This window comes from Cupriavidus sp. GW822-FHT06G04 (assembly GCF_058799075.1).
The window spans coordinates 427,609-451,951 of sequence record NZ_JBXALD010000001.1 but is presented as its reverse complement, the minus strand read 5'-3'; the positions used below and the strand labels follow the sequence as shown (position 1 = coordinate 451,951).

23 protein-coding genes and 1 tRNA gene are annotated in these 24,343 nt (G+C 64.1%); 9 read left to right on the top strand and 15 right to left on the bottom strand.

The window, feature by feature from the left end:
- Positions 1–41 precede the first annotated feature (41 nt).
- The 5 genes from ybiB to AC1RKI_RS02040 form a co-directional block, all read right to left on the bottom strand.
- A complete protein-coding gene (ybiB, locus tag AC1RKI_RS02060) occupies positions 42–1,031 on the bottom strand; it encodes a DNA-binding protein YbiB (RefSeq protein ID WP_244786601.1) in 990 nt (329 codons plus the stop codon).
- A 115-nt stretch (positions 1,032–1,146) separates the two neighbouring features.
- Entirely contained in the window at positions 1,147–1,950 is an 804-nt protein-coding gene (locus AC1RKI_RS02055; RefSeq protein ID WP_061957269.1) for an ABC transporter ATP-binding protein, read from the bottom strand.
- Between the two features lie 14 nt (positions 1,951–1,964).
- Positions 1,965–2,885, bottom strand: coding sequence for a nitrate ABC transporter permease (gene ntrB / locus AC1RKI_RS02050; protein ID WP_061957231.1), 921 nt, complete (start codon positions 2,883–2,885; stop codon positions 1,965–1,967).
- Between the two features lie 73 nt (positions 2,886–2,958).
- Positions 2,959–4,260: a CmpA/NrtA family ABC transporter substrate-binding protein gene (locus tag AC1RKI_RS02045; RefSeq protein WP_061957230.1), complete on the bottom strand. Its 1,302-nt coding sequence runs from the start codon at positions 4,258–4,260 to the stop codon at positions 2,959–2,961.
- A gap of 404 nt (positions 4,261–4,664) precedes the next feature.
- Positions 4,665–5,300, bottom strand: a complete 636-nt coding sequence (locus tag AC1RKI_RS02040; protein WP_150982480.1) for an ANTAR domain-containing response regulator — start codon at positions 5,298–5,300, stop codon at positions 4,665–4,667.
- Between the two features lie 163 nt (positions 5,301–5,463).
- On the opposite strand from AC1RKI_RS02040, the gene AC1RKI_RS02035 reads away from it, so the two are divergent.
- Together AC1RKI_RS02035 and maiA are read left to right on the top strand one after the other, a co-directional pair.
- A complete protein-coding gene (locus AC1RKI_RS02035; RefSeq protein WP_492794031.1) occupies positions 5,464–6,165 on the top strand; it encodes a fumarylacetoacetate hydrolase family protein in 702 nt (233 codons plus the stop codon).
- Positions 6,166–6,172: 7 nt separating this feature from the next.
- Positions 6,173–6,817, top strand: coding sequence for a maleylacetoacetate isomerase (maiA, locus tag AC1RKI_RS02030; RefSeq protein WP_492794334.1), 645 nt, complete (start codon positions 6,173–6,175; stop codon positions 6,815–6,817).
- 65 nt (positions 6,818–6,882) lie between these two features.
- On the opposite strand, the gene AC1RKI_RS02025 is transcribed toward maiA, so the two are convergent.
- The 3 genes from AC1RKI_RS02025 to ftsY all read right to left on the bottom strand — a co-directional run bounded on the left by AC1RKI_RS02025 (position 6,883) and on the right by ftsY (position 9,748).
- A complete protein-coding gene (locus AC1RKI_RS02025; protein ID WP_150982483.1) occupies positions 6,883–7,485 on the bottom strand; it encodes a hypothetical protein in 603 nt (200 codons plus the stop codon).
- A gap of 228 nt (positions 7,486–7,713) precedes the next feature.
- On the bottom strand, positions 7,714–8,409 hold the full coding sequence (locus AC1RKI_RS02020; protein WP_244786607.1) for a hypothetical protein: 696 nt from the start codon (positions 8,407–8,409) through the stop codon (positions 7,714–7,716).
- An 85-nt stretch (positions 8,410–8,494) separates the two neighbouring features.
- Positions 8,495–9,748, bottom strand: a complete 1,254-nt coding sequence (gene ftsY, locus AC1RKI_RS02015; protein ID WP_492794034.1) for a signal recognition particle-docking protein FtsY — start codon at positions 9,746–9,748, stop codon at positions 8,495–8,497.
- A 192-nt stretch (positions 9,749–9,940) separates the two neighbouring features.
- Here ftsY and AC1RKI_RS02010 point away from each other — a divergent pair, with 192 nt between their 5' ends.
- The 5 genes from AC1RKI_RS02010 to AC1RKI_RS01990 all read left to right on the top strand — a co-directional run bounded on the left by AC1RKI_RS02010 (position 9,941) and on the right by AC1RKI_RS01990 (position 14,463).
- Complete coding sequence (locus AC1RKI_RS02010; protein WP_407648868.1) at positions 9,941–11,356, top strand: M16 family metallopeptidase; 1,416 nt, start codon at positions 9,941–9,943, stop codon at positions 11,354–11,356.
- Positions 11,357–11,365: 9 nt separating this feature from the next.
- Entirely contained in the window at positions 11,366–12,730 is a 1,365-nt protein-coding gene (locus tag AC1RKI_RS02005; RefSeq protein ID WP_492794036.1) for a M16 family metallopeptidase, read from the top strand.
- Positions 12,731–12,804: 74 nt separating this feature from the next.
- A complete protein-coding gene (rsmD, locus tag AC1RKI_RS02000; RefSeq protein WP_222156656.1) occupies positions 12,805–13,437 on the top strand; it encodes a 16S rRNA (guanine(966)-N(2))-methyltransferase RsmD in 633 nt (210 codons plus the stop codon).
- Positions 13,438–13,650: 213 nt separating this feature from the next.
- Positions 13,651–14,136: a pantetheine-phosphate adenylyltransferase gene (coaD, locus tag AC1RKI_RS01995; RefSeq protein ID WP_011515175.1), complete on the top strand. Its 486-nt coding sequence runs from the start codon at positions 13,651–13,653 to the stop codon at positions 14,134–14,136.
- A gap of 66 nt (positions 14,137–14,202) precedes the next feature.
- Positions 14,203–14,463, top strand: a complete 261-nt coding sequence (locus AC1RKI_RS01990; RefSeq protein ID WP_101679986.1) for a YfhL family 4Fe-4S dicluster ferredoxin — start codon at positions 14,203–14,205, stop codon at positions 14,461–14,463.
- Between the two features lie 110 nt (positions 14,464–14,573).
- Here the strand turns inward: AC1RKI_RS01990 and pth are convergent, their stop codons facing one another.
- The 7 genes from pth to AC1RKI_RS01955 all read right to left on the bottom strand — a co-directional run bounded on the left by pth (position 14,574) and on the right by AC1RKI_RS01955 (position 20,768).
- Entirely contained in the window at positions 14,574–15,170 is a 597-nt protein-coding gene (gene pth / locus AC1RKI_RS01985) for an aminoacyl-tRNA hydrolase (RefSeq protein WP_061957263.1), read from the bottom strand.
- 162 nt (positions 15,171–15,332) lie between these two features.
- Complete coding sequence (locus tag AC1RKI_RS01980) at positions 15,333–15,950, bottom strand: 50S ribosomal protein L25/general stress protein Ctc (RefSeq protein WP_061957224.1); 618 nt, start codon at positions 15,948–15,950, stop codon at positions 15,333–15,335.
- A 178-nt stretch (positions 15,951–16,128) separates the two neighbouring features.
- Positions 16,129–17,082: a ribose-phosphate pyrophosphokinase gene (locus tag AC1RKI_RS01975; RefSeq protein WP_061957223.1), complete on the bottom strand. Its 954-nt coding sequence runs from the start codon at positions 17,080–17,082 to the stop codon at positions 16,129–16,131.
- Between the two features lie 94 nt (positions 17,083–17,176).
- Positions 17,177–17,253: transfer RNA gene (locus AC1RKI_RS01970), tRNA-Gln, on the bottom strand.
- A gap of 63 nt (positions 17,254–17,316) precedes the next feature.
- Positions 17,317–18,195 carry a 4-(cytidine 5'-diphospho)-2-C-methyl-D-erythritol kinase gene (ispE, locus tag AC1RKI_RS01965; protein WP_244786613.1) on the bottom strand — a complete coding sequence of 293 codons (879 nt, stop codon included), beginning with the start codon at positions 18,193–18,195 and terminating at the stop codon, positions 17,317–17,319.
- A complete protein-coding gene (lolB, locus tag AC1RKI_RS01960) occupies positions 18,192–18,806 on the bottom strand; it encodes a lipoprotein insertase outer membrane protein LolB (protein ID WP_150980165.1) in 615 nt (204 codons plus the stop codon). The genes ispE and lolB overlap by 4 nt, the downstream gene beginning before the upstream one ends.
- Before the next feature lie 102 nt (positions 18,807–18,908).
- Positions 18,909–20,768, bottom strand: a complete 1,860-nt coding sequence (locus AC1RKI_RS01955) for a tetratricopeptide repeat protein (RefSeq protein ID WP_227458299.1) — start codon at positions 20,766–20,768, stop codon at positions 18,909–18,911.
- Positions 20,769–21,053: 285 nt separating this feature from the next.
- Between AC1RKI_RS01955 and mutM the strand changes: the two genes are divergently transcribed.
- Positions 21,054–21,998 (top strand): bifunctional DNA-formamidopyrimidine glycosylase/DNA-(apurinic or apyrimidinic site) lyase, encoded by a 945-nt coding sequence (mutM, locus tag AC1RKI_RS01950; RefSeq protein ID WP_492794041.1) that lies wholly within the window; start codon positions 21,054–21,056, stop codon positions 21,996–21,998.
- 375 nt (positions 21,999–22,373) lie between these two features.
- On the top strand, positions 22,374–24,317 hold the full coding sequence (locus AC1RKI_RS01945; protein ID WP_061957220.1) for a dynamin family protein: 1,944 nt from the start codon (positions 22,374–22,376) through the stop codon (positions 24,315–24,317).
- The last annotated feature ends 26 nt before the right edge of the window (positions 24,318–24,343 follow it).

The window sequence follows — 24,343 nt, the reverse complement described above, 5'->3', positions numbered from 1 at the left end:
GGCCGCCGGGGCCGACCGGAAAGCCTGGGCGCGACGCGACGCTAGACCGGGCTGGCCCAGGCCACGCGGGTGGCCTGCTTCAGGCATTCCTTGATCGTGTCGATCTGCGTGACGATGGGCGCGGGCACAGGCACCGTGCCGTCGAGCACCTTGCGGATCCACGCCGCGGTGTCTGCCACATCGGTGCCCGCGGGAAGTTCGGGGACCTCGCCGATCGATCCGCTGGTCGGGTCGACCATGGTCCGCTGGTGCCCATCGTGCAGCCAGTCGATGCGGCCGCTGCGGCGCGCATCGGCGACCACTTCGCCCTCGGTGCCGCGCGCAAGCAGCACGTTGGCGGGCTCGTGCGAAAAATAATCGGTGAGCGTTTCGCGATATTCGGGGTGCGTGTAGCTGTAGAGCCGCAGCGCCTCGGCCGGCGTGTGCGCGCCCACCGGCTGCAACATCTTGACGATCGTGTGCGACGAATTGCGCAGGCCGATGATCGCGCGCTTGTCGAGCAGCGTCGACAGCGCCGGCGACAACACATCGATCGGCAACACCGCCAGCGGATGCGAGGCATCGCGCAACTGGTCCTGCGCGGCGCGCGTGGTGGCGCACAACGGCACGCCCAATGCCTCGAACAGCGCCATGCTGGTCACGCGGCCATGAAACGCGCGCGAGCCGTGCACCAGCGTCGGCACCCCGTCGCGCGCCAGCAGCAGCGCCAGCAGCGGCACCAGGTTGGGCTGCTTGCGTGCGCCGTTATAGCTGGGGATCACCACCACGGGGCGGTCGGGCGGGGCGGCAAGCGGCAGGCAATGCCGATGCGCCGCCTCGAGCATCCCGGCCAGCTCGTGCGGTGCTTCGCCCTTGATGCGGTACGCCATCAGCACGGCGCCCAGTTCGATATCGGACACGCGGCCCGCCAGCATCGCGTCGAACAAGGTCTGCGCTTCTTCGCGCGGCAGCGCGCGGGCGCCATTGACGCCGCGTCCGATTTCCTTGATGTACCTGGCGGCCGAAAATGGCGCGGCGGGGGTGGTGGTCATGATGGTGCGGGATTCGTGGGGTTGGGGTTCATGATAGCGCCAGCCGCATTGCTTCGGCCAACGCCACCGCTCCGCACCGCCGGGCATGCATGGCCCGGACCCCGCCCGGACGAGCTCAGGCCGCTTCCTGCAACGCCGGATTGCGCTGCTTGCGATACAGGAAGTCCAGCACGGCGGTGCGGCACGCGTGATACGTCCGGTCGTCGGCAAGTGCCACGCGATCGCGCGGCCGCGCAATATCGACGCTGAGGATTTCCCCGATCGTGGCCGCGGGGCCGTTGGTCATCATGACGATGCGGTCCGCCAGCAGCACGGCTTCATCGACATCGTGCGTGACCATCACCACCGTGCTGCGCGTGCGGGCGACAATCTTGATCAGTTCGTCCTGCAGATGAGCGCGCGTCAGCGCATCGAGCGCGCCGAACGGCTCATCCATCAGCAGCACCTTCGGCTGCATGGCCAGTGCGCGCGCGATGCCCACGCGCTGCTTCATGCCGCCCGAGATTTCATGCGGATATTTGTTCTCGGCATGGGTCAATCCCACCAGCGACAACGTGTCATGCGTGCGCGCCTTCAGCTGCGCCTTGCTTTCGGTGGCGCCAAATACGCGCTCGACGCCCAGGTGAACGTTCTCGAAGCATGTCATCCACGGCAACAGCGAATGGTTCTGAAACACCACCGCGCGTTCCGGCCCGGGCCCGGAGATTTCGCGCCCCGCGCAGATCAGCGCGCCGGTGCTTGGCGTGGTCAGCCCCGCAAGCAGATTCAGCAGCGTGGACTTGCCGCAGCCCGAGTGTCCGATCAGCGTGATGAACTCGCCTTCGGCAATCGACAGGTTGATGTCGCGCAGCGCAACAAATGGGCCCTTGCGGGTCTTGAAGGTTTGCCCGACGTCTTCGATGCAGACGAATTTTTCCATGATGTCCATCCCGCTCAGGAGTTGCCGTAGCTGAAGCGGCGCGCCAGCGCCAGCAGCAGATGTTCGAGCACCAGGCCAACCACGCCGATGATGAAAATGGCGATGACGATGTGCTCGACCTTGAGGTTGTTCCACTCGTCCCACAGCCAGAAACCGATGCCGGTGCCGCCGGTCAGCATCTCGGCCGCGACGATCACCAGCCACGCGGTGCCAATCGACAGCCGCACGCCGGTCAGCATGTAGGGCAGCACGGCCGGGAACAGCACGCTGCGGAAGATCTTCCACTCCGAAAGATCGAGCACGCGCGCCACGTTCAGGTAGTCCTGCGGCACGCGCGTGACGCCCACCGCGGTGTTGATGATCATTGGCCAGATCGAGCAGATGAAGATGGCCCAGATCGCCGCGGGATTGGCGGCCTTGAACAGCAGCAGGCCGATCGGCAGCCATGCCAGCGGAGACACCGGACGCAGCAGGCTGATGACCGGCGCGGCCATCGCGTTCAGGAATGCGAAGCGCCCCAGCAGGAATCCCGCGGGAATGCCGATCACCGCAGCCAGGCCGAAGCCCGCGGCCACGCGCGCCAGCGACGCCAGGATGTTCCATCCCACGCCCTGGTCGTTGGGGCCGTTGCGATAGAACGGATCGGCAAACAATGGCACCGCGGCATCCCAGGTGGCGCCTGGCGTCGGCAATGACGGGATCAGCGTGGCGATGCCGTGCCACACCAGCAGGAACAGCACGAAGCCGACCAGCGGCGGCACGCATTTCAGCACCATGGCGGCCAGCGCGGCGCGGCGCGCGGCCTGCTTTTCCTGCGCCGCCAGCTCGACCGCGCGGCGGCGCGTCTGTTCCTTGGCGTCGGTGTCGATCATTTCCACGGGGGTGTCGGCACGCATGGCAGGACCTTCCGAAGAAGTTTGGGCGATGGCATTCACGGCAAGCTCCGGTAATGGGGAGTGGCCCGTCGCGCCCACGCAGGGCGTCGATGGGCCACGATGAACCGATGGGTCAGGCCTTGATCTTGAAACCGTCGGCGTAGGCCTTCGGGTCGCGGGTTGCGTCCCAGGTCACGCCGTCGATCAGTTTGGCGCTACGGAAATCGCTCTTGGGCAGCGGCACCTGCGCGGCGGCGGCGGCCTGCTTGTACACGTCGATGCGGTTCACCTGCCTGGCCACGGCGAGGTAGTCCGGATGCTCCTTGAGCAGCCCCCAACGCTTCTGCTGCGTCAGGAACCACATGCCGTCCGACAGGAACGGATAATTCGCCGCGCCGTCCTGGTAGAACTTCATGGCATCCGGGTCGTCCCAGGTCTTGCCCAGGCCATTGCTGTAGCGGCCCAGCATGCGGTCCAGGATGATGTCCATATCGGTGTTGACATACGATTTCGCGGCGATCGTCTCGGCGGTCTTGCGGCGATTCGATGCAGAGGCGTCGATGAATTTCGACGCTTCGAGGACTGCCGCGGTCATCGCGCGCGCCGTGTTGGGATTTTTCTGCACGAAATCTGCGGTGGTGCCGAGCACCTTTTCCGGGTGGTCCTTCCAGATCGCCTGGGTGGTTTCCGCCGTGAAGCCGATCTTGTCGGCAATCGCGCGCGCGCCCCAGGGCTCGCCCACACAAAACCCGTCCATGTTGCCCACACGCATGTTCGCCACCATTTGCGGCGGCGGCACGGTGATCGCCTTGGCGTCCTGCATCGGATTGATGCCGTTGGCGGCCAGCCAGTAGTAGAGCCACATCGCGTGCGTACCGGTCGGGAAGGTCTGCGCGAACACGTACTCGCGCTTTTCCTTTGCCATCAGCGCTTTCAGGCTGGCGCCGTCGCGCACACCCTTTTCGGCCAGTTTCGACGACAGCGTGATGGCCTGGCCGTTGTGATTCAGGTTCATCAGCACCGCCATGTCCTTCTTCGGGCCGCCGATGCCGAGCTGCACGCCGTACACCAGCCCGTACAACACATGCGCGCCGTCGAGTTCGCCATTGACGAGCTTGTCTCGCACGGCGGCCCACGACGCTTCCTTGCTCGGCGTGATCTTGATGCCGTACTTCTTGTCGAGCCCGAGTGTAGACGCCATGACCACGGATGCGCAGTCGGTCAGCGGAATGAAGCCGATCTTCACCTCGGTCTTCTCGGGCGCATCGGAGCCGGCAGCCCATGCGCCGCTGCGTACCAGCGGATCGACCAGCGTCATCACGCTGGCGCCGGCGAGGGTCGCCAGCGCGCGCCGGCGGCCGTGGCTCGCGGGCGTGACGTCGGCCGCAGCCTGCTCGGCGGCGGTGGGCTTGGCAACTTTGAGGCGAGAGGGCATTGCGATGGCTCCGAAAAAGAAAAGCGTCCCGAGCCGCGGCCCACCTTCGCCAGAAAGTAGGGTGCGATTCAGGACGCCGTTGTCCGATGCATCGCGCTCATCGTTGAGCGCGTGCACACAAGTTGTTGGTTCCAGTCACTGCGCGGCCGTCGTTGGCCGTGTCCTGCCTAACGCAAGCGTTGTGCCATGCGCGTGGCGGTGCACAATGCGCGCGCCGCGAAGGCGAATTCCCACTTGGAAGGCGCAAAGCTTGTCGACGGTGCCGACGCGGACCCGGGCCGGGGCATGCACCGATCCAGTCCTTTCCGAAAACGTGCGTCCGGCGGCGGCGGCCTCGCGCCAGAGTTGTGCACTGCACCGGGCGCGTGCGCACGCGCCGAGGCGCGTAGCCGCTTACTGCGAGATCAGCCCATCACATCGATCACGCGCTGGGCGGCTTCCACGAGCTTGATGCCGCGTTCCATGGCCATCGACCGCAGCCGCTTGTACGCCTCGTCCTCGCTGATTTCGCGGGTCTGCATCAGCAGGCCCTTGGCGCGCTCAACCGTCTTGCGCTCGGCCAGTTTGAGCTTGGTGGCATCGAGTTCGGCGCGCAGCTGCTGGTCGAGCTCGAAGCGCGCATAGGCGACGTCCAGAACCGTCTTGACGCGCTCGGCGCGCAGGCCGTCGACGATATAGGCCGTGATGCCGGCCGACAGCGCCGCCTTGATGCGTTGCGCGTCGTCGTTGTCGGTAAACAGCACGATCGGCCGCGGCGCGTGCTGGGTGGAAACGCAGACATGCTCGATCGTGTCGCGCGCCGCCGACTCCGACGCGATGATCACCAGATCGGGCTGCGAGGCCGCGATCACGTCTGGCAGGCGCAGATCGGCGTCGACGGTCTGCACTTCGGTGAAGCCGGCGCGCGCCAGCCCCGCGCGGATCGTTTCCATGTTGAGCGGATCGACGTCATGCGGGTCCCGCACGAGCAGGATCCGCAGCGTGCGGGACGCGGCGGCCGGCGGTGCGCTGGGCGAGGGGGGCGGATGGCGGCGGGTCATGGCGGTCGCTTGTTTGCGATGCAACACGCAAGATTCGCGCCGGGTTTGCCTCCCCTGTATGCCGCCGTATTCAAGGTGTATGCTTTGGCCCTGCCGCGTCTCACCCCCCCCCCGAATGCGCAGGCGCGGCATCCCATCGAAAAAGAGAAAGCTGGAGATTTGGATGACCGAGTTCGTATTTGCCCCACAAGCCCCCGTTGGTGTGCCGGTGCGAGGCAGCAACGCAAGCTTCCCCGTGCGTCGCGTCTATTGTGTGGGCCGCAATTACGCCGCGCACGCCCGTGAAATGGGCTCGGACCCCGATCGCGAACCGCCGTTCTTCTTCTGCAAGCCGTCTGACGCGGTCAGCTATGTCGCCGACAACACCGAAGGCGCATTTCCCTACCCGCCGGGCACCAGCAACTGCCACTACGAAGTGGAACTGGTGGTTGCCATCGGCAAGGGCGGCAAGGACATTCCGGTGGAACAGGCCGCCAGCCATGTGTACGGCTATGCGATCGGCCTGGACATGACGCGCCGCGACCTGCAGAACGAATCGAAGAAGACTGGCCGCCCCTGGGAAACCGGCAAGGCCTTTGACAAGTCCGCGCCGATCGGTCCGATCGTGCCGGTGTCCGCGATTGGCCATCCAGAGAAAGGCGCCGTGACGCTGGCAGTCAATGGTGTGGAAAAGCAGCGCGGCGATCTGTCCGATCTGATCTGGTCCGTGCCGGAAATGGTGTCCTATCTGTCCAGGTTGTTCGAGCTGCAGCCGGGCGACCTGATCTACAGCGGCACGCCCGAGGGCGTTGGCCCGGTGGTGAAGGGCGACGTCATGCAGTGTCACATCGCCGGTGTGGGCGACCTGACCGTGAAGGTGGTGTGACGCGATGCTGGAGCTCTACAGCTACTTCCGTAGCTCGGCATCGTTTCGCGTACGGATCGCGCTGAACCTGAAGGGCCTGCCCTACACGTACAAGGGCGTGCATCTGCTCAAGGATGGCGGCATGCAGTTGAAGCCGGCGTACCGCGCACTCAACGCCGACGGCGTGGTGCCGACGCTGGCGGTCGACGGCAAGCCGCTGATCCAGTCGATGGCGATCATCGAATATCTGGACGAAACGCATCCGGAGCCGGCGCTGCTGCCGAAGGATCCGTTCGATCGCGCCGTGGTGCGCGGCCTCGCGCAGGAAATCGCGTGCGAAATCCATCCGCTGAACAATCTGCGCGTGCTGAAGTATCTGAAGCACGAACTGAAGGTTGCGGAGGAGGCCAAGGACGCCTGGTATCGTCACTGGATCGAACAGGGCTTTGCATCGCTGGAGGTCAATCTGGCACAGCTTGGCCGTGTGGGACGCTACGCGTTTGGCGACACGCCGACGCTGATCGACCTGTGTCTGGTGCCGCAGGTGTTCAATGCGCAGCGTTTCAACATCGACGTGGGTGCCTACCCGACGATTGCGAAGATCCATGCCGCGTGCATGGAGCTGGACGCCTTCCAGAACGCGGCGCCCGGCGCGCAGCCCGATAGCGAGTAGCAATAGATCGTAATGCGCGCGGCGCTTGCGTGCTTCGGCAGCGATGTATCGAAGGATGCAAGCGCCTATTGGCGATGCGTGCGGGCAGGAGCGACGCGCCGTCCGATCGGCGCCACAGGCAACGTCTGGTACAGCCGAATGCGTTTTGGCGCGATGGGGCCTCGGACAATGACTTCCTCTGTATAGCGGGCGCAATGCATGGCATAGCTGGCGCGCGCCTCGCAGAAAAAGTATCGCTCCGAAGGGTGGATCGCTTTCAGGTATTCGGCAATTAGCGGCGACTTCAGATTCATATCCGTCCACCGATCGAAGCTTTCATAATGCATGTTGGCACTGAGCCTGGGATAAGTGAATCCAAGGCTGGTTGTGACCTCGATGTGCTCGAGCTTTCGGATGTCGATCTGGTAGGCGTAGACAGGACAGTCACGGAACAGCTCGTCGTCCGGGAATATTGAATGTTGATACGACGGCTGCTCGACGCGTTCGCCACTGCGCCCAAGAATTCTCTCCATCGCATAGGAAATCAGGCCGAGCACCGACTTCGCTGTGTAAACCGTATTGTGGCCATATATCTGATTGTCCCAGTCGTTGGGGCTGCCGGTGATGCCGTCGCGAAGAATGATCTCCGGGCCTCTGGTGTCCAGCCGATATACGTTGTGAATTGCCATCGTTGATACAGACTCCGCAAATAATCAAATATCAGCAATTTCCGAATTGAATAAGCCGTGAAATTGCCCTTGTTGCGTAAAGCGGATCCGCTGTCGCGCAACGCGGGAGATGATTGGTTGCGCGGGTCATCATGGCAATGACCGTTTTCCTAATTTGCGCGGCAGTGCAGCGACGTGCGACGGATTCAAACGTTGGCGGTATGGCGAGCGACCGCGCGCCAGGTTGCGTTATCCGACGCGATGCGCGGATTGGCCGACGCGTCGACCGATCGGCATTACCGGCAATGTCTGGTACAGGCGAATGCGCTTTGGCGAAATTGGGCCGCGAACGATCACTTCCTCGGTATAACGGGCAGCCTGCAGTGCATAGCTGGCACGCTCGCGGCAGAAGTCCCGCCTGTCGGATAATGGAATATTGGGAAGGAGCTTGGCAATGGCCGGCGACTTCAGATTGACGTCCTGCCATCGTTCCGTGTTCTCGTAGTGCATCTCCGCGTTCAGGGTCGGATAGCTAAATCCCAGGCTTGTTGTCACCTCCACGTACTCAAGCTTGCGGATATCGATTTCGTACGCAAAGACGGGGCGGTCACGGAACAGATCCGCCGCTTGAAACACTGCGCTCTTGTCCCATGGATCCTCCACGCGCTCGCCGCTTCGGCCGAGAATCCGCTCCATGGCATAGGAGATCATGCCCAGCACCGATCGCGATGCGAAAACGGTGTTGTGCCCGTACAGGGCATTGGTCCAGACGTCGTTGGTTCCCACGAAGCCTTCGCGGAGAATGATCTTTGGATCCCTGGTGTCAAGTCGATATACGCGTTCGAGTGTCATGGTCTGAAAGCCTTCGCAACAAATGGCCAATATCAGCATCTTCAATATCAAACGGATACTGAAAATGCGCTCGTTGCGGAAGGCGATCACCATGCATTGCGCAACCAATCGAATGATTGGTCGCGGGGGTCGTCATTGCAATGACCCTTTTACTAATTTGCGCGTCTACCGTGTCGGCTTACCCTAGCAGTGCCTCAGCGAATTCTTCGGCATTGAAAGGCTGCAGGTCTTCCACCTTTTCGCCCACGCCGATGAAGTACACGGGCACTGGACGTTGCCGTGCGATGGCCGCCAGGATGCCGCCCTTCGCGGTGCCATCCAGCTTGGTCACGATCAGGCCGGTCAGGCCCAGCGCGTCGTCGAACGCGCGCGTTTGCGACAGCGCGTTCTGGCCAGTGTTGGCGTCGATCACGAGCAGGCACTCGTGCGGCGCGGTTGGCATGGCTTTGCCGATCACGCGCTTGACCTTCTTTAACTCTTCCATCAGGTGCAGTTGCGTCGGCAGCCTGCCGGCGGTGTCCGCCATAACGATGTCGATCTTGCGCGCGCGTGCGGCATTCACGGCGTCGAAGATCACGGCGGCCGGGTCGCCGCTTTCCTGCGCCACCACGGTCACGTTGTTGCGCTCGCCCCAAATCGTCAGCTGTTCGCGCGCGGCGGCGCGAAACGTGTCGCCAGCGGCCAGCAGCACGGACTGGTGGTACGACTGGAAGTGCTTGCAGAGCTTGCCGATGCTGGTGGTCTTGCCCGCGCCGTTCACGCCCGCAATCATCATCACCAGCGGTTGCTCGCGGCCAAGCTCCATGGTCTTCTCGAGCGGCTTGAGCAGTTGGACCAGCAGATCCTTCAGCGCGCTCTTCACGCCGTCGGCGGTTTCGATGCGTTCGGCCTTCACACGGCGGCGCAATTCGCCCAGCAGATACTCGGTGGCCTCGACGCCGGCGTCGGACATCAGCAGCGCGGTTTCCAGTTCCTCGAAAAGCGCCTCGTCCACCTTCACGCCGACGAACAGCACGCCAATGTTGCGGCTGGTCTTCGACAGGCCGGCCTTCAGCCGCGACATCCAGCCACGCTTGGCTTCGGCCGAGGGCGGCGGCGGCGGCGTCAGTTCCATTTCCTCGATCACCGGCGGTACATAGGCTACCGGCGCGGGCGGGGGCGGTGGAACCTGGGCCGGCACCGGCACCGGTGTTGGTACCGGCACCGGCGTTGGCACTGGAACCGGCGTGGGTGCCGGAGTTGGAACGGGGGCCGGGGCAGGCGCAGGGATCGGCGCCGGCGACGGAACTGGCGCGAGCACAGGTGTCGCGGCGGGAAGTGCTGCAGGGGCGGCGGTCGGCGTCGCCTCGGCCGCGGGAGCGGGTGTGGCTGCCGGCGGCTCGGCGGGCGCAGGAGCCGGGTCGGCCTTGCGCTTCTTCCAGAAACTAAACATTGGGAAAGGGGTCAATACCCCGGTAGAATCAATCGCCAAAATTCTAGCAGACGGGGTCGCATGAACCATTGCGCTGACTTGTCCGGGCCGGACGCCAACCGCGCCGAGCCGATTTGCACAAACGCCGGTTTTTTTTCGCGGCGCATGATTTCTACAGTTGCCGCCGTCCTGTTTGCCGGTCCATTGGCTGGCATGGCCGTCGCGCAGACATCGGCGCAAGGCGCCGCGCAGCCCACGCGCGCCACCACGCCGCAGGGGCCGCCCACGGGCATGGCCAGCGCCGGACAGGTGGGCCAGACCGAGGCCAACACTACGGAATTCCGGCTGTCCAACGGCATGCGGGTCATCGTCAAGGAAGACCATCGCGCGCCGACCGTCGCGCATCAGATCTATTACCGCGCTGGCGGCACCGATGAAGTCAGCGGCACCACCGGCGTCGCCCACATGCTCGAACACATGATGTTCAAGGGCACGCCGAAAGTGCCCGTGGGCGAGTTCTCGCGCCAGATCGCATTGCTGGGCGGACGGGAAAATGCGCTGACCAACCGCGACTTCACGCTTTACTACCAGCAGATCGCCAAGCAATACCTGCCGAAGATGATGGAGCTGGAGGCCGACCGCATGGCCAACCTCATCATCAAGAAGGAAGAATTCGAACGCGAGATGAAGGTGGTGATGGAGGAGCGGCGGCTGCGCACCGACGACTCCCCCCGCGGCACCGTCTATGAGCAGTTGTTGGCCACGGTCTACACGGCCATGCCGTACCGCCATCCGGTGATCGGCTGGATGGACGACCTCGTCAACATGCGCGTCGAGGATGTGCAGAACTGGTACAAGACCTGGTACGTGCCCAACAACGCGCTGCTGATCGTGACCGGCGACGTCAAGGCTGCCGAGGTGCGGGCGATGGCCGAGCACTACTACGGCAAGCTCAAGCCGCGGCCGCTGCCGCTGCGCAAGACGCAACTCGAAGCCGAGCAGAAGGGCATTCGCCGCATCTGGGTGAAGGCGCCAGCGGAAAACCCGTACATGGTGATGGCCTACAAGGTGCCGCGCCTGCACGATGTCGAAAAGGACGTCGATCCGTACGCGCTGGAAGTCCTGTCGGCCGTACTCAACGGTTACGACAATGCACGCCTGACGCGCGAACTGGTGCGCGAGCAGCGCCTGGCCGACGATGTCAACGTGGGCTACGACAGCATCAATCGCAACGAATCGATCTTCGTGCTCGATGGCACGCCGGCCAACGGCCATACCACCGATGAAATCGAGAAGGCGTTGCGCGAGGAGATCCAGCGCATCGCCAGAAACGGCGTTTCGGAGGAAGAGCTCAAGCGCGTCAAGGCGCAGGTGGTGGCCGGCCAGATCTACAAGCGCGACTCGGTATTCGGACAGGGCATGGAGATCGGCGTGGCCGAGATCTCGGGCATTTCCTGGCGGCAGATCGATCGCATGCTCGACAAGATCAAGGAAGTCACGCCCGCCCAGGTGCAGGCCGTCGCCAACAAGTATTTCAACGACGACAACCTCACCGTGGCGACGCTGCTGCCGCAACCGATCGATCCCAACAAGCCCAAGACCGCAGCGCCCGAAGGCCTGCGTCACTGAGGAGCAACGATGTCCCTGTCCGTCATGACGATTGCGTCCCCACGCCTGTTGCGCCGCCTGGCCGGCGCCGCCTGCGCGGCGGCCGCTTTGCTGGCCGGCACCGTTGCGCACGCCGCCATTCCGATCGAAAGCTGGACGGCTTCCACGGGCGCCAAGGTGTTCTTCGTGCCGAGCCCATCGATCCCGATGCTCGACGTCAATCTCGATTTCGACGCCGGCAGCCGCTACGACCCACCCGGCAAAGCCGGACTTGCCACGCTGGCCGCCGCGCTGCTGGACAAGGGCGCCGGCGCGCAGGATGGCCAGCCGGCGCGCAATGAAGCGCAGATTGCCGACGCCTTTGCCGATACCGGCGCCGATTTCGGCGGCGCGGCGGGCGGCGATCGCGGCGGCATCGGCTTGCGAACGCTGACCGCATCGCCCGAACGTGAGCAGTCGCTCCGTCTGGCCGGGCAGCTGATCAAGGCGCCGACGTACCCGGAAGCGGTGGTGGCGCGCGAGAAGCAGCGGCTGATCACGGCGATCCGCGAGGGCGATACGCGCCCCGGCGTGATTGCCGACAAAACGCTGTCCAAAGCCATCTATCCGTCGCATCCGTACGGCATTTCGGCCACGCCGGAATCGGTCGGATCGATCACGCGCGATGACCTGGTCAAGTTCTGGCGCGACAACTATTCCGCCAAGCGCGCCGTGATCACGTTGATCGGCGCGATCGATCGCAAGCAGGCCGAGCAGATTGCCGAGGATCTGACGCGCGGTTTGCCGGAGGGCGTCGCGTCGCCGAAGCTGCCGGACGTGCAGATGTCGATCCCGGCCAGCGAAAAGCGTATTCCCCACCCCGCGCAGCAGGCCAGCGTGGCGCTTGGGCAGCCTTCCATCGCCCGTGGCGATCCCGATTACTTTGCGCTGCTGGTCGGCAACTACGTGTTGGGCGGCGGCGGCTTCAGTTCGCGGCTAACCGATCAGGTGCGCGAGAAGCGCGGACTCACCTACGGCGTGGACAGCTATTTCGCGCCGTCCAAGCAGCCGGGGCCGTTCAGCATCACGCTGCAGACGAAGAAGGAAAACACCGATGAGGCGCTTGGCCTGGTGCGCAAGATCCTGGCCCAGTTCGTCGCCGACGGCCCGACCGACACCGAGCTGCGCGCCGCCAAGGACAACCTGATCAACGGTTTTCCGCTGCGCATCGATAGCAACCGCAAATTGCTGACCAACGTCGCGAATATTGGCTGGTACGGCCTGCCGCTCGACTATCTGGACACCTGGACCGCGCAGATCAACAAGGTCACCCGGGATCAGGTCCGGGCTGCGTTCCAGCGTCATGTGCACCCTGAGGCCATGGCCACGGTCATTGTCGGCGGCCCGGAAAAGTGACGATTACTACCTGACTGTGGGCCCGGCCACGCCGCTTTGCTGTATCGCGGCGTGGCAGGCTCTACAATCACGGCATGAATTCGCAATCCCGACCTTCGCCCGCACCGCGCGGGCGAACTTCTGTGCCCCGCCAGGCGCCTGCGCAGGTGCGTATCATCGGCGGCCGCTGGAAACGCTCGCTGCTTCCCGTACTGGAAGCCGAAGGGCTGCGCCCGACGCCCGATCGCGTGCGCGAGACGCTGTTCAACTGGCTTGGCCAGGATCTGACCGGTTTGACCTGTCTGGATCTGTTTGCCGGCTCCGGTGCGCTGGGCATCGAAGCCGCGTCGCGCGGCGCGGCCGCGGTGACGCTCGTCGAAGCCAATCCCCGCGTAGTGCGCCAACTGCGCGACAACCTGTACCGGCTCGACGCATCGCAGGTGAAGATCATGCAGGCCGATGCGTTTGCCGCTGCGGCGCAAATGCCGGCAAACAGTGTTGACGTGGTGTTTCTCGATCCTCCCTTCGCGGAAGACTGGATCGGCCCCGCGCTCGAGCATGCGGCGCGGCTGACGCGGCCAGGTGGGGTGGTCTATGTCGAATCCGACAAGCCGTTGATCGGCGCCGATGCTCCTGTGCCGGCCTCGCTCGAAATCATCCGCCACGCGCGTGCCGGCGCCGTTCATTTCCATCTGCTACAGCACCGGAGTGCAAACGGCGCGGATTGAGGCCGAGTCGTATGATGACCGCCAGGCGGTTTGCCGCGCCGGCCAAGCGTTTGCGGGTCTGCTGCATTGCCGCAAGCAAGCCATCGCGCGGCCTTCCAAATACTGCATTTGGGGTTACACTACGCCGCTGCTGATTGTCCAACGCCCGTCACGCAAGCACTTGAAAGCGGCCCCGTTTGCGGGCCGGCAACGGGCAGCCCCTAAGGAGGAAACATGGTCGTCGCCGTCTATCCCGGTACTTTTGATCCCATGACCCGGGGACACGAGGATCTCGTTCGTCGTGCGTCGAACATCTTCGATGAACTCGTGGTCGGCGTGGCGCACAGCCCCAACAAGCGCCCGTTCTTCTCGCTTGAGGAACGCATCGGCATTGCGCGCGAAGTGCTGGGCCACTATCCGAATGTCCGAGTCGAAGGTTTCTCAGGGCTGCTAAAGGATTTCGTCCGCAAGAACAATGCGCGCGTGATTGTGCGTGGGTTGCGTGCAGTGTCGGATTTCGAATACGAGTTCCAGATGGCCGGCATGAACCGCTACCTGCTGCCCGACGTCGAGACGATGTTCCTCACGCCGTCGGACCAGTATCAGTTCATTTCGGGCACCTTCGTGCGCGAGATTGCGGTGCTCGGCGGCGACGTCAGCAAATTTGTCTTTCCCTCCGTGGAGCGCTGGCTTCAGGAGAAGATTGGCAAAGCGGAATAAAATAGAGCCTTCGACTCCGTCGACGTGGCCAGTCCGGGCGCGGGCGGGTTGCAGGAAGGAAATATCATGGCGCTACTGATCACCGACGACTGCATCAATTGCGACGTTTGTGAACCCGAGTGCCCGAACGAAGCCATTTCGATGGGGCCCGAGATCTACGAGATCGACCCCAACAAGTGCACCGAGTGCGTCGGTCACTTCGATGAACCGCAATGCCAGCAGGTTTGCCCGGTGGCATGCATTCCGAAGGATCCGAACCGCATCGAGTCGCATGAGGTGCTGATGCAACGCTATCGGCTACTCACCGCGGCCAAGCACGCGGCCTGACGTCGCGAACGGTTGCGGCGCTTCGTTCCGGCCCCCCACAAGCAAGCAGAAACAAAAAACCCCGCGAGACCGAGCGTCTCAGCGGGGTTTTTTCATGCCGCCAGCGGCGCCTAGCGGCCCGTGTGCAGCTCCATCATCGCGCGCTCGCTCTCGCCGCGTGCCAGCAAGCCGAGCGGCCCGATGGTGCGGTCGATGGCTTCGTCGATCGCCTGCTGTTCTTCCTTGCGCGGCGGCTTCAGCACAAAATTGACCACGTCTTCACGTCCGCCGGCGGCGCCGCCCGGTGCATTGCGCGGATGCCCCACGCCGATGCGCAGGCGCCAGAAATCCTGGGTTGTCAGGTGTGCGGCAATGTCCTTGAGACCATTGTGGCCGCCCGAGCCCCCGCCACGCTTGAGCTTGACCGATCCCGCAGGCAGGTCCATTTCGTCGTGGGCCACCAGGATCTCGTCAGGCAGGATTTTGTAGAAGCGCGCCAGCGAGACGACGGAGAGGCCGGAGCGATTCATGAAGGTGGACGGCTTGAGCAGCCATACGTCCTGATCCCACAGCCTTGCCCGGCCGGCCAGACCATGAAATCGGCCTTCCACGCGCAGTGTGGTGCTGCCCATGCGGGCGAGCTGGTCGACCAGCCAGAAACCGGCATTGTGCCGGGTGGCTTCGTATTCCGCCCCGGGATTGCCGAGGCCGACGATAAGCTTGATCATGCGTGCAAAACGGAAGTCGGGTCGCGAGAGCCGCGACGCAGGCGACACAGGATACGCGAAAAATCCGCGCCAATGCCGGTGCGAAAAAAAACCGCCGGCGAACCGGCGGTTTCTATCGATGCACAAGCGGCGAGGCCGCTACGGCATCTGCTGCGGTGAAGCTTAAGCAGCCGGCGTTTCGCCAGCTTCGCCACCTTCGGCGGCTTCCGACGACTGGGCGCCGGCCGGCAACGAGATGTTGGCGATGGCGGGGTTGTCGTCGCCATGGGTGATGGCGGTGACGCCCTTCGGCAGCTTCAGGTCCGACAGGTGGATCGTCTGGTTCAGTTCGGCGTTGCCCAGATCCACTTCGATGAACTCGGGCAGGTCGGCCGGCAGGCACGACACTTCCAGGTCGTTCAGGATGTGGTTGACGATACCGTGGCCCAGCTTCACGCCAGGAGCGCTTTCCTGGTTCATGAAGTGCAGCGGCACCTTCACGTGGATCTTGTCCGAAGCCGACACGCGCTGGAAATCAACGTGCAGGACCAGCGGCTTGAACGGGTGCAGTTGGAATGCGCGCAGCAGAGCCTTTTCGCTCGTGCCACCCACTTCCAGATCCAGGATCGACGAGTGGAACGCTTCCTTCTTCAGGGCGTGCCACAGGGCGTTGTGATCCAGTTCGATCATCTTCGGCTCGGCGGCGCCGCCGTAGATGATGCCAGGCGTCTTGCCCGAATTGCGCAGGCGGCGGCTCGCACCCGTTCCCTGTACGCTACGCTCGAAAGCGATAACTTTCATGTTCAACTCCAGATGTGAATAAGGCTGTCCGCGACCAGACAGCCTTGACGGAAGCAATACGGCACATAGGCCGTACCGCTTGAATCACATTGGCCACCCGAAGGCGGCCAATGCGGTAAAGCCCAAAATTCTAGCAGAAATTTGCCTGAACCGGACCCGAGGGCCCGGTCGTGCCTTGTCAGGCGTCGGCAAACAGCGACATGATCGAGTCGCCCTTCACGATCCGTGTGAAGGTCTCGGCCAGCAGCGGTGCGGTGGATACTTGGCGGATCTTGCCGGACTGGCGGGCTTCGTCGGACAGCGGAATCGTGTCGCAGACCACCACTTCGTCCAGCGCCGAGGCGGCGATACGTGCCGCCGCGCCGCCCGACAGCACGGGGTGCGTGCAGTATGCGAACACCTTCAGCGCACCGCGTTCCTTGAGCACCTGGGCAGCCTTGCACAGCGTGCCGCCGGTGTCGATCATGTCGTCCATGATGACGCAGTTGCGGCCGGCCACTTCACCGATGATGTTCATCACCTCGGAAACATTGGCCTTGGGACGACGCTTGTCGATGATGGCCAGGTCGCAGTCGAGTTGCTTGGCAAGCGCGCGCGCGCGCACCACGCCGCCGACGTCCGGCGAAACCACCAGCAGGTCGCCGTAGTTCTTCTCGCGCAGATCGCCCAGCAGCACTGGCGAAGCGTAGATGTTGTCGACCGGGATATCGAAGAAGCCCTGGATCTGGTCCGCGTGCAGGTCCATCGTCAGGACGCGTTCCACACCGGCCACTTCCAGCATGTTGGCTACGATCTTTGCCGAGATGGCGACGCGCGCCGAACGCGGGCGACGATCCTGGCGGGCATAGCCGAAATAGGGCATGGCGGCGGTGATGCTACGTGCCGACGCGCGCTTGAGCGCATCGACCATCACCATCAGTTCCATGAGGTTGTCGTTGGTCGGCGCGCAGGTGGACTGCAGCACGATGACGTGCTTGCCGCGAACGTTTTCCTGGATTTCTACCTGGACTTCACCGTCGGAGAAACGGCCGACCAGAGCTTTGCCCAGCGGAATGCCGAGGTGCTGTACGACAGCCTCCGCGAGTTTGGGGTTGGCATTGCCGGTAAATACCATCAAGCCTTCGACGCTCATTCGGGGCACCTGTCTTGCTGCTGGGGGAGCTTTGCGCCATCGGCAATTGCCGATGACGAATTTTTGCATGTCGCTAGGACACTATAGGAAGTAATGGCAGGGGAGGAAGGATTCGAACCCTCGCATGCCGGAATCAAAATCCGGTGCCTTGACCAGCTTGGCGACTCCCCTACACAACCTTTATCGTCTGTCGCCGCACCGAACTTTACTTCAGGACTGCGCCAAACGAAAACCTTAAGCGAACGCTGCGAGCGGGTGATGCGACAGACTTCTCACACACCTGCCATCCCATTCGGGCGGCAACCTTTCCATCACTCTCTGCGCATCCTGCTCGTGTTCGAAACGGGCAAATACGCAGGCTCCGGAACCGGTCATCCTTGCATGCGGACTATATTCTGTCAGCCATTCAAGGGCTCGGGCAACTTCGCCGAATTTCGCTGTTGCTATCGCTTGCAAGTCGTTGCGACCGAAAGCGAATTTGTTTGTGCAAGCAGCGAAGTCCGCAACTATAAAGACCGGCGAATTCCTTGTCAAGCGGTGGTCCGAAAAAATTGCTGCAGTCGGTACATGCTGGCGCGGGTGGATCACGACGAACCAGCTTTGCGGCAGGTCAACCGCCGTCAGTTCTTCGCCCACGCCCTCGGCAAACGCATTCTGTCCGAAAACGAACACCGGCACGTCGGCGCCCAGCGTCAGGCCCAGCCGCATCAGTTGCTCGCGCGGCAGGTTCACGCCCCACAGACGGTTCAGCGCCAGCAGCGTAGTGGCGGCATCGGACGACCCGCCGCCGATGCCGCCGCCCATCGGGAGAATTTTCTCGATCTCGATATCCACGCCGAATGGCGTGCCGCTGGCCCGCTGAAGCGCCCGCGCCGCCCGCACTACGAGGTCGGTATCGGCCGGCACGCCGGGAATGTCGGTGGTGCGCGCGATCATGCCGTCGTCGCGCCGGCGAAAGTGCAGGGTGTCCGACCAGTCGATCAGTTGGAACACGGTTTGCAGCGTGTGATAGCCGTCGGGGCGGCGGCCCGTGACATGCAGGAACAGATTCAGCTTGGCGGGCGCGGGGCAGTCGCGCAGTTCCGCGGGCGGCAGATCGATGACGGCGGTCATGGCTTGTTCTCCGGATCGATCACGAGCCGCACCGACAGCGGGGCGTCGTTGCCGTCGCGCGCCATGTCGATACGCCGCGGCAGTGTGGATGGCGCTGCGCTGCCTTCGGGCGCGTCCTGCCAGGCCACGTAGCGCACGGTCCAGCCGTTCTGGCGCAGTGTGTCGGGGCGCCCGCTGGCATCGCGCGTGACCTGCGCCGGCGTGCCGGACGCGGCGCGGCCGTGCAGCCAGTCGCGCATCCCCGAAACGGGCAGGGAAAAGCCGAGCGACTGCTCCATCAGGCTGTCCACCTCGGGGGCGTTGCGGGGTTTTTCGTTGGGCAGATCGAGCGTCGCGCCGGACGGCGTGCTGGTGACGATGGCCAGCGTCTGCCCCAGCGGCGACACGAGATCGAGCCGCACATTGCGGCCTTGCTCTTCCCAGCGGAAGTTGCCTTGCACGCCTTCGCTGCGGCCATAGCGCGTGTAGTTGGCGGCGAAGCGCCCGGTGTACTGCTCGTTGCGCGCCGATTCAGTGGCCTCGAAGCCGCGGGTCGGGGTGATGCTGGCGCAGCCGGCAAGCCAGAGCGGCGCAGCCACGCAAAGCAGGGCCAGGCGTCGTGATCGGAGCATGGTCATGGAGCGGTGGATAAAGGGGAGTATTGCGGCGCCATAGCGATGGAACGAAGCGCCCGGGCATGTAGCCCGGGCGTGCGCATGATACGCAAGGCGCGATTACTTCGACAGCAGCAGGTTCTGGTTGTACCGACGCAGCGTGTCCATCAGCGTCTGGTTGTCGGGCTCGACCTTGGCGGCTTCGGTCCAGGTCTTGCGCGCTTCTTCCTGGTTGCCCATTTGCCATAGCACTTCGCCCAGATGCGCGCCGATTTCGGCCTCGGGCGCCTTGGCGAAAGCGCTCTTGAGCAAGTCCGCGGCGGGCTGCAGTTCGCCCTGGCGGTACTTGACCCAGGCCAGGCTGTCCATGATGTAGGGGTCGTCCGGGCCGAGTTCGGAGGCGCGCTCGAGCAGCTTGCGGGCCTCGGGCAGGCGTTCATTGCGGTCGGCCAGCGAATAGCCAAGCGCGTTGTAGCCCTGCTTTTGCTCGGGTTGCAGCGCGATGACCTTGCGCAGCCCGCGTTCCATGCTGTCGTAGCGCTTTTCGCGTTCGTCGAGCATTGCGAGTTCGTAGATCCAGTCGGCGTTGTCGGGCTCCGCGTTGACGCGTTCGTCGAGCAGCTTGCGCGCGCGGTCGTAGGCCTTGCCTTCGAGCAGCGCGCCGACTTCCGCCTGGCGTATCGCGGTCATGCGCTGGCTGCGCTGGTCGGGATCGGAGATGTCCTCGGCGTCGGCAAGCAGTTCGCCGAACACGGCCTGCGCGTCGTCGAGCTTGCCCATGCGAGCCAGTAATTGGCCGCGTTTGGCCTGCGCCGCGAGCGCCAGTCGGCTGTCGTCGATCCGGTCGAGCCAGTCGATCGCGGTCGGGTAATCCTTTCTTTCCTCGGCGATCTGCGCCAGATACTGAAATGCAACGTCCGGATTGGCGGCCGGCGACTTCTCGGCCATCTGCAGGTATTCCTTCAGATAGCGCTCGGCATCGTCGTAGTTGCGCGCCTGCAGGCTGGTCAAGCCCAATGCCAGCGGCACGCGCGGATCGGTGGGCGCCACCTTGCGCAGCGATTCGAATTCCGCGCGCGCGGCCTGCATGTCGTTCTTCTGCAGATACAGCCGCGCCAGCGTGATATGGCCGTTGACCGACGACGGCGACTTGGCCAGGAACCGCTTCATGACCTCGATCGATTTATCCGGTGCGGACTCGGCCTGCAATTCGGCCGACATCAGCGCGGCGGGTTCGAGATCGGGCTTGATGCGCAGCGCCTGTTCGAGCTCCGTCAGCGCCCCCGCGTTGTCGCCCGCGGCCTCGCGCGCACGCGCCAGGGCCAGGTGCGTATCGGCCAGCTTGGTGTCGTTGGCCGTGATGCGCTGGAGCACGCCCACCGCGCCGGTGGGATCGCTGGTGCGCGACAACTGTTGCTGCATGAGAAGGATTGCGTCGCCGCGATGGCCCGCCGGGGCGGCGGCCAGTTGCTGGATCAGCAGCGGTTCGGCCTCTTCCCATCGGGCGTTGAGCACCAGCAGCGTCGACAGGACCTGTCTGGCGGCTGGCGATTTCGGCGCCAGTTCCGCCCACAGTCGCGCGGCGTCGAGCGCCTGCTGCGAGACGCGCGCATTGAATGCGATCTCCGTGGCGCGCTGGGCCATGCGCGGATCGCGCGTCTCGCGCGCCAGATCCATGTAGGTGCGGTACGACGGGCCGACCAGCCCGCGCTGCAACGAGATTTCCGCGGCCAGCACGCGATAGAGGATATCGGGCGTCAGCGCGACGTTGGGCAGCGGCGTACGCGCCGACTTGGCGGACTGCGAGGGCGCCGGAACGTCGATGACTTCGTCATCGTTCTGGGCCACCTTCGCCGGTGCCGCGTGGGCCAGCGACAGCGAAGCCATGGCCAGGCACGCAGCCACACCCAAGGCGCGCGCATGGCGCCGGAAACGGGCCGCGGGCGAAGCCGTCGGGCCGAGGGCAAAAAAAACTTTCATCGGCGAAGATTCCGGGCGCGTGGCCTGAGGGGACAAATAGTGGTCCAGCATGAAATCGATGCTCCGGCGCACGAGGGCGTAGAACTGGATGGAGGCATTGTAGCCTGCCGCTACAATGCGCTGCTTGCCCCGCAAGGCGCTTACGTATGGGAACCCGCACAATGCGGACCGCCCGGCAGGAAATTCCCTGCCATCTTGGAGCGTGCCAGCGGGCGATAGGTTCTGTCAGGTTCAGTCGGAGCATCCGCACGCGAGGTCGGATGCACGCCGGGAGACACGGGCGCGATGCCAGAATTGCCGGAAGTCGAAGTCACGCGGCGCGGGTTGCTGCCGCATGTGGTGGGTCGCCGCATTGCCCAGGTGACGGTGCGTCATCGCGGCTTGCGATGGCCCGTGGAGCCCGAACTCGAAGCGCGCCTGATCGGCCGCCTGATTGGGCGGATCGAACGGCGCGGAAAATATCTGCTGCTGGAATGCCTGCCCGCGCCCGCGCTGGCAGCCGAACCGGAACGGCCGGCCGACGCGTCCGCTGCGCCCGATGGGGGTGACTCCGCAGCCGGCGCCACCGGCTGGCTATTGGTGCATCTGGGCATGACAGGCACGCTGCGCGTCTATCCGGACCCGCCGGCAGCCGGCGCACACGATCATCTGGACCTGTTGCTGGCTGCCGATGAACGCGCGGGCCGCGGCGACACCGCCGCCGGGGCTGCCACGCTGCGTTTCCGCGATCCGCGCCGCTTTGGCGCCATCATCTGGACCCCGCTCGCGGAGTCGGCCCTTTCCGAACATCCGCTGCTGCGCCGGCTGGGCGTCGAGCCCTTCGATCCGCGCTTTGACGGCGCGTGGTTCCACCGGCTCACGCGCGGCCGTACGGTGGCCATCAAGCAGGCGCTGCTGGCCGGCGACATTGTGGTCGGCGTGGGCAATATCTATTGCTCGGAAAGCCTGTTCCGCGCGGGAATTCGACCGACCACGCCGGCCGGCCGCATCAGCCTGCCGCGTTACGAGCGGCTGGCATCTGCCGTGCGCGAGACGCTGGCCGAGGCCATCGCACGGGGCGGCAGCACATTGCGCGATTTTGTCGGCAGCGACGGCAGCAGCGGCTATTTCCAGCTCGACTGTTTCGTCTACGACCGCGCCGGCGAGCCGTGCCGCGTGTGCGGCACGCCAATCCGCCAGATCGTGCAAGGGCAGCGCTCGACCTTCTATTGCCCGCACTGCCAGCGCTGACCAGCGCGGTTTTACCAAGCCGCATATGGCCCCGCACACCACGATCGGGAGCAGGAGCGGCGGCGCTTCGTCGCGAGGCCGGGGCGTACTCCGCGATGGCGATTGCGTGAAGAAATATGGCAGCTTCGTGCCGCCGATGGCTCGGCGCAACACTCTCGATACATCAACGCGACAAGGGGCGTGAATTCCACAAAATCCGCCCGGAAACCTGTATCGTGTGCGCAGTCATAAAAAGTTACAAAAAGTGCCGGATCGATCAATTCGACAAGGATTTCCGGCACGGCGACCGGCTTCGGGTCCGATGGGTCAACGGATGCGCCCGCAGCCGGCCGCGCGATACGCGCCCAAAACCATAATCCGAACAGCGAATCCCTCATGACGAGCCTCGCCCACCAATTCGAACAATATGGCGCCTGGAGAACCGGGGTCCTTCAGTCGCTTGCCGAATTCCAGTCCTGGCTGCAACAGTGCGATCTGCATGACGCCACCGCGGACGACCGCGCGCAACGCATCCAGAGCGTGCTCAAGAGCGACCGTCTCAAGGTGGCCTTCATTGCCGAGTTTTCGCGCGGCAAGAGCGAGCTGATCAACGCCATCTTCTTCGCCGATTATGGTCGCCGTATTCTGCCGTCTTCCGCAGGCCGTACGACGATGTGTCCGACCGAGCTGCGCTACGACGAGAACGAGCCGCCGTGCATCCGCCTGCTGCCGATCGAAACACGCCTGCAGGACGCCTCGACGGCCGATTTCATGGAGCCGGGCTCGCCCAATTCGCACTGGACCACCGTGCCGCTGGACCCATCCTCACCCGAGGGCATGCTGGCGGCGTTCCAGCATGTGGTGGAAACGACGCGCGTGACGCCCGCGATGGCCGAGTCGCTGGGCCTTTACAACGAGAACGATCCCGATGCCGCGTATTCGGTCGATGCCGACGGCATGGTCGAAATTTCGCGCTGGCGTCATGCCGTCATCAATTTTCCGCACCCGCTGCTGCGCCAGGGGCTCGTCATTCTCGATACGCCGGGCCTCAATGCGATCGGTACCGAGCCTGAACTGACGCTGCGGCTGATTCCCGATGCCCATGTGGTGGTGTTCGTGCTGGCCGCCGATGCCGGAGTGACCAAGAGCGATCTGGCGCTGTGGCGCAGTCATGTCGGCGCCGGGCATCGGCGCGGTTGCCTGGCGGTGCTCAACAAGATCGACGGCCTGTGGGATCCCCTGAAGTCGTCGCCCGAGATCGCCGCCGAAATCGAGCGGCAGGTGCGCAGCACGGCGCAGACCCTGGGCATCGAGGAACGGCGCGTGTATCCGGTGTCCGCGCAAAAGGGGCTGGTAGCCAAGGTCACGCACGATCCGGCGATGCTGGTGCGCAGCAACCTGATGCAGTTCGAGCACGTGCTGTCCGATCAGTTGATTCCGCAGCGTCGCGAGATCGTCGCCGATCAGGTGCAGCGTCTGGTGCAGGACATGTCGCGCGGCGCGCAGCAACTGCTGCAAAGCCGCCGCCGCGATATCGTCGAGCAACTGTTCGAATTGCGCGGCCTGCGTGGCAAGAACCACGCGATGGTCAAGCACATGCTGATGCGCGTGCAAAGCGAGAAGGAAGAATTCGAGCAGAGCATCGCCAAATTCCAGGCCCTGCGCCTGGTGTTTGGCCGGCATAGCGCCGACATCATCAAGAGCCTGCAGTTACGCGACGTGCGCCGCACCATGCGGGACAAGCGCGAGCAGATGAAGGAGCGCTTTTTCTCGCGCGGCCTGCGTGAGGACATGGAGGCGCTGTTCGCGCAACTCACCGCTCTTATCCGCGATGCCGACCAGAAGATCGCCGGCCTGCATCAACTGGTGGACAGCATGTATCGGCGCTTCAATGCCGAGCACGGTTTCACGCTGCCTTCGCCGATGCATTTCGTGACCGCGCGCTACGCCAGCGAATTGCAGGAAACGCTGGCGCTGGTGAACGCGCATTTCGGCACCGTGAACATGCTCACGCGCTCGCGCCCGCAACTGGTACAAAACGCGTTCGCCACGATGGCCAGCCGGGTGCTCGACAATTTTCGCGATCTCAATCGCGATATCGAAATCTGGTTGAAATCGGTGATGACGCCGCTGGAAGCGCAGGTGCGCGAACACCAGAAGCAACTGCGTCGTCGTGTGGATTCGATCGAACGCATCCACGAGGCAACCGACACGCTGGAAAGCCGTATCGCCGAGTTGGAGGAAGTGCTCAACGGACTGGACGAGCGCAGCACGAAGATCGAATCGTTCACGCGCAAGCTGATCGAGCAGCCGGTGGAATCCGCGGCGCGCGCGGCGTGAGTGCGACGGGCGGATATTGCCGCCCA